The sequence below is a fragment of the Okeania sp. SIO2F4 genome (assembly GCF_010672385.1).
GTDB lineage: Bacteria > Cyanobacteriota > Cyanobacteriia > Cyanobacteriales > Microcoleaceae > Trichodesmium.
The window spans coordinates 1-4,795 of record NZ_JAAHGT010000763.1 but is presented as its reverse complement, the minus strand read 5'-3'; the positions used below and the strand labels follow the sequence as shown (position 1 = coordinate 4,795).

Annotated in this window: 5 protein-coding genes; 3 read left to right on the top strand and 2 right to left on the bottom strand. The window is 37.6% G+C overall.

Translation table 11 applies throughout. The features are described from left to right. Positions 1 to 83 precede the first annotated feature (83 nt). Both F6K22_RS32230 and dpsA read right to left on the bottom strand, forming a co-directional pair. Positions 84 to 380 (bottom strand): hypothetical protein, encoded by a 297-nt coding sequence (locus F6K22_RS32230; protein WP_293107703.1) that lies wholly within the window; start codon positions 378 to 380, stop codon positions 84 to 86. Positions 381 to 1,156: 776 nt separating this feature from the next. Then, positions 1,157 to 1,690, bottom strand: a complete 534-nt coding sequence (dpsA, locus tag F6K22_RS32225) for a DNA starvation/stress protection protein DpsA (protein ID WP_293107700.1) — start codon at positions 1,688 to 1,690, stop codon at positions 1,157 to 1,159. 277 nt (positions 1,691 to 1,967) lie between these two features. Between dpsA and F6K22_RS32220 the strand changes: the two genes are divergently transcribed. The 3 genes from F6K22_RS32220 (at position 1,968) to galE (ending at position 4,701) form a co-directional block, all read left to right on the top strand. Then, the gene (locus F6K22_RS32220) at positions 1,968 to 2,213 is read left to right on the top strand and encodes an Asr1405/Asl0597 family protein (RefSeq protein ID WP_293107697.1); all 246 of its coding nucleotides are present in this window, start codon (positions 1,968 to 1,970) and stop codon (positions 2,211 to 2,213) included. A 135-nt stretch (positions 2,214 to 2,348) separates the two neighbouring features. Continuing rightward, positions 2,349 to 3,020, top strand: a complete 672-nt coding sequence (locus tag F6K22_RS32215; RefSeq protein ID WP_293107694.1) for a (2Fe-2S) ferredoxin domain-containing protein — start codon at positions 2,349 to 2,351, stop codon at positions 3,018 to 3,020. A gap of 718 nt (positions 3,021 to 3,738) precedes the next feature. After that, on the top strand, positions 3,739 to 4,701 hold the full coding sequence (gene galE / locus F6K22_RS32210; protein ID WP_293107691.1) for a UDP-glucose 4-epimerase GalE: 963 nt from the start codon (positions 3,739 to 3,741) through the stop codon (positions 4,699 to 4,701). Positions 4,702 to 4,795: the final 94 nt, after the last annotated feature.

Genomic DNA, 4,795 nt, shown 5'->3' with positions numbered 1-4,795 from the left:
AATTGTTTACGAGTTCTCTAGACATAGGCGTGAAAAAGATATAGATTTTTTGAGGCTAGTAGGGAACACTTAACTGGGAACACTTAACTGGGAACAGGGAATATATTTTCACGAAAAAGATACGAAAAATGATTTTGGAGAGTTAATTTGACAACTCTAGCTTGTCTTAAATAAAGAGCAATTTTATTTTCTGGAGAGGTCTTCTCAACAGTTGTAATTGATATCTGTAAGGTCTCAGATATTATTTTATCGATTTTACCTTCACTAGCCATTAGTAACCTGTGCGCTCTACGAATTGTTCTGGCAGTACTTGAACCTTTTTTGAGCATATCCACTAGTTCTTGTTTTTGTTCTGTTGAAAGATGAACTTTATGCTTCATAATGATTACACCCTGCGATCGCGGTCTTATCGTGAACTTTTAAGTCCACATCGCCCTTATTATAGGATAAAAACCATCAGAATTAATGGGACGGACCACTAGTAATCTACTCATAGGATGGGTAGGGCAAAATGGAATATGTAGATAGTGCTGGAGCTAAATCAGCCTATGCAATGTCCAGAGTGTGCTAGTAAATATATCCGCAAAAATAGAGAGAATAATTTTTACTTATTTTTATTAGTCCTTCGGTGAAGGTAGAAGGCAGAGGACAGGAAGGACGAAAAAAGCTTTTTTAGCTGGCCTGGGCTTGAGTGGCTTGAAGACTCCCAGCAAGCAAAATATTGGATTTACTGCTTAATGAGTGTTTTGCTGAAATTGACAGTTAATTTTTCTCTATACCTCACTTTAATTGACTAATCAAGAAATTTAGTAACCTATTTTACAAAAATTAAATTTTCTTCAGGGTAGTTGCTAAATTTTTGCAACAGAGTTATAATTCATTCAGTAGCTACTTATCTAGCAAAAAAAAATTTGACAGAGAGGGTAGGTTGATCTCTCTGCCACTCAATATTCTTGTATTTTCTTCCTCATGAAAGTTTAACAGGCAAAATCTTACTAATCTAATTTGCGATTTTTGCTTGCTAAATCTACCAAAATCAAGGTTTTTGCTAGTTTAAATGATTACATTACAAACAAAAATTCAGGTGTTGCATCTACTTGCTAATTCTATGTTGATAATTTTCCAGAAAGTAAGATTGTCAAGTTGAATAGTTAACCTAGTTCAATACTACTAATGTATCTGGAGCCAGGAAATGGTCTAAATGATATGCCCGCTCTTCAGTTTTGAGTAAAATTTGTTCATAGAGGTAGCGAGTAGCTCGATCGCCTAAGCTTTCAGCTTGTCCAGCTAAACGACGTAGTAGTTTGATTACTTCTTGTTCTGCAGCTAGATCGTGTTCGATCATGGTGCGACAGTTAAAACCTCCATCTGGTTCAGGAGTAAAGCAGCATAACTCAGCCAACTTACTAAAGCTGGCAACAGGAATGCCACCTAAACCATTTAGACGTTCTGCTAAATCATGGACATGGTCTTCTACTTCTCCATAACTTTCTTGAAAGAACTCATGTACAGAGTAAAACTCAGCTCCTTCTACAACAAAATGATGTTTTTGATATTGGATATATAAAGCTTGAAAACTGGCCAAAGCAGCGTTCATACCTTCACATACTGGTGTAGTAACCTGTTTTTCTAATCCAATTGGATTATCCTTAACTTCACCAAATGCTTGTACTGGAGTAGCTGTAGTCATATTATTTATACCTCTGTCAATTAACTTAGTTTATTGGTAGTTATCTAGCTTTTTTATTGCTAGCAGTTTTTAGTCTACCACAGTTAAGAGAAGAGTCAACCTGAGCTAGGATAGCAGATAAAAGATATTATGAGTTAGCAATTTTTTTTCTGAAAACTATTGAGAAAAGTTAGCATCTACTGTATATTCAAAAATAGAGACTTACTGGTGGAAACATCTAGAAGTGCCAGAGAACTTAGAGATAAATTTAGTGCTAATATATTGCAATTGTAAAAAAATGAGTACATTTAACCAGAGGCCAGACACCTGTGAAATTTTACAAGTAAGTTGTGTAGATAGATGGCTAGTCTATAAACGCTTACAAGAGTTAGATATTGATTGTTGGTGTGAAGCACAAAAGCCATTGCAGGTAAATCTAAAAAACACAAATGAAGCTAACCAACTAGAAAGTGTCTTAAAACAATTCACAGCTAATCGTCACGAATTGGTGCAATTGTTACAAAGTTGTTGGGAGGTTACCTAATATGCTGATTAATACCATGAATTAGATAGGGACAAAAGTAATGTATTTATCTGTAGAGATACAAAACTTTTACCTAAGTCATTAAACCTATCCCAAGCCACACAGATAACCATTAGTAAGCAAAAGCAACCAACAATGTCTAAATCTAAGAAGCATCAGAAAAAATTTAGTCTGGAAGGAAAAGTCCAAGAAGTTACCATCAAAGATGACTATAAACTGAAATATGTTCATGTACAGACAACAGCAGGAAATAGTTATGTTGTCAAAGTAGCCAAACGTTTACGACGGAATTTTTCATCAGTATTAAAACCAGGTTTAGGGGTGAAAATGACTGGTGAAATGACAGTCTGTCAAAAAACTGGTGAAGAAGGATTGAAAGCTTTTAACATTATACCAGATTTTAGCAATAATTCAACAACACCATGCCAAAATCATACTGTGGAATTAATTGGTAATTCATCTAGCCCACTAATAGAGCTAAAATTGCCAGAAACTGAGCATATTTGTAGTAAATCTCAAAAAGTAACTGGAGGTAATGCTAAATGTGCAGGTAAAAAAGCTCAGATTTTGGTATGTCAAAAATCTGATTGTCAAAAACGAGGTGCAGGCAAAGTTTGTCAAGCATTATCTGAAGCACTTATCGATCGGGGCTTACAAGACCAGGTGACAATCAAGAAAACGGGATGCCTGAAAAAGTGCAAAGCAGGACCAAACATGGTAATTATGCCGAACAAAGCTAAATATAGTCGGATTAGTTCAGCAGAAATTCCCGAAGTTATTGAAAAACACTTTGCCTTAGAAGCATAACACAAGAGTTTTCAAATTTATGGTAGTTTTCTTTAATTCCAATCTCTATTATTGGGGATTGGAAATATTCTGATGTATACTTATAGGTAAGAATCAGGATAGTATAGTGGTCTGTCAAGATTCAATTTTTGGGTAGCTAGAGAAAAAATTTGCATTTTCAAGTGGCCAAGAAACTTTGATCGAGATATGAAATTGTTGCTCACAAAAACTGAAATATCAAAGGACGAGCTAGTAACCAGATTGGGTAAATCAATCAGTTATATCGCCAGGGGTCAATATCCTTTCTATTTTCACTGTCAAAGCTGTTAGCGTTTCGGCTGTCGCCGACATGAAAAGCGTTAGCGAGAGCTACCGTAGCAAGAGGCAGCTCCTCTGCAAGAGGCAGCTCCTTTGAAAAAGGCAAATGCTGGCCATAAAATGGTAGCTGTGAATCAAAATGGCATAACGCCAAGATTCCTCAAATTTTCGTGGGTCAGCTCCCAAAAAACTATCAGACAGAATTCATTCTTATCCTCCGGAGCAACATTGTGATGTGTCACGATCAAAATGCAGCTAGAAATATAAAACACAGTATTGTAGAGCATTCCGTTCTGAGAGCTTTGTGAAGTCCAACGGGATACTGGGACTACGAAGTGAGAAGCTCTCGCTATAATGTAAAGTTAGCGTGGGAGTATGTCACGGAAACTACTAAGTTAATAGTTAAAAGGAAACTGAAAAAGTGTCACAAACCAAGCCAACTATTTTAGTGAGTGGGGGAGCAGGATATATTGGCTCTCATGCAGTTCAAGCTTTACAAAATACAGGTTATGATGTAGTAATTTTGGATAACCTCGTCTATGGACATCGGGACATTGTAGAAAATGTCCTGAAAGTAGAAATGATTGTTGGGGATACCAGCGATCGCTCCTTATTAGATAAAATTTTTGCTACTCACAATATTGCGGCAGTGATGCACTTTGCTGCATATATTTTTGTAGGCGAATCAGTCAAAGACCCTCAAAAATATTACCACAATAATGTGGTAGGAACCCTAACATTATTGGAAGCAATGTTGGCAGCATCGGTGAAAAAATTTGTCTTCTCTTCGACTGCTGCTATATATGGGGAACCGCAAACCAGTCCTATTCCTGAAGAGCATCCGAAAAATCCGATTAATCCTTATGGAGCTAGTAAGCGGATGGTAGAACAAATACTGGCAGACTTTGAGGTTGCTTATGATTTTAAGTCGGTTTGTTTTCGCTATTTTAATGCAGCGGGCGCCCATCCTAATGGTTTGACTGGAGAAGATCATAATCCGGAAACTCATCTAATTCCGCTAGTATTATTTGCAGCATTGGGTAAGCGAGACTCGATATCAATTTTTGGTACAGACTATGATACTCCTGATGGTACTTGTATTCGCGATTATATTCATGTTTGTGATTTAGCAGATGCTCATGTTTTGGGATTAGAATATTTATTGAATGGTGGTGACAGCGATATCTTTAATTTAGGGAATGGTAATGGGTTTTCCGTTAGGGAAGTGATAGAGACTGTCAAGCAAGTAACTGGGAGAGAATTTAGAGTAGAGGAGCGCGATCGCCGACCAGGAGATGCACCTATTTTGGTAGGGAGTAGTGAGAAAGCAAGGAGAGTATTAACGATGATGGCTAGCATCTCGCCGGTGAGCGGTACAGCGTGATCCTCGCCGGATTTCATCCGTACCGCCGGGCAGGTCCATAGCCGCTCTTCCGCGTCGATTTCATCCCAGCGCATCCCCAGAACCTCGCCAGTGC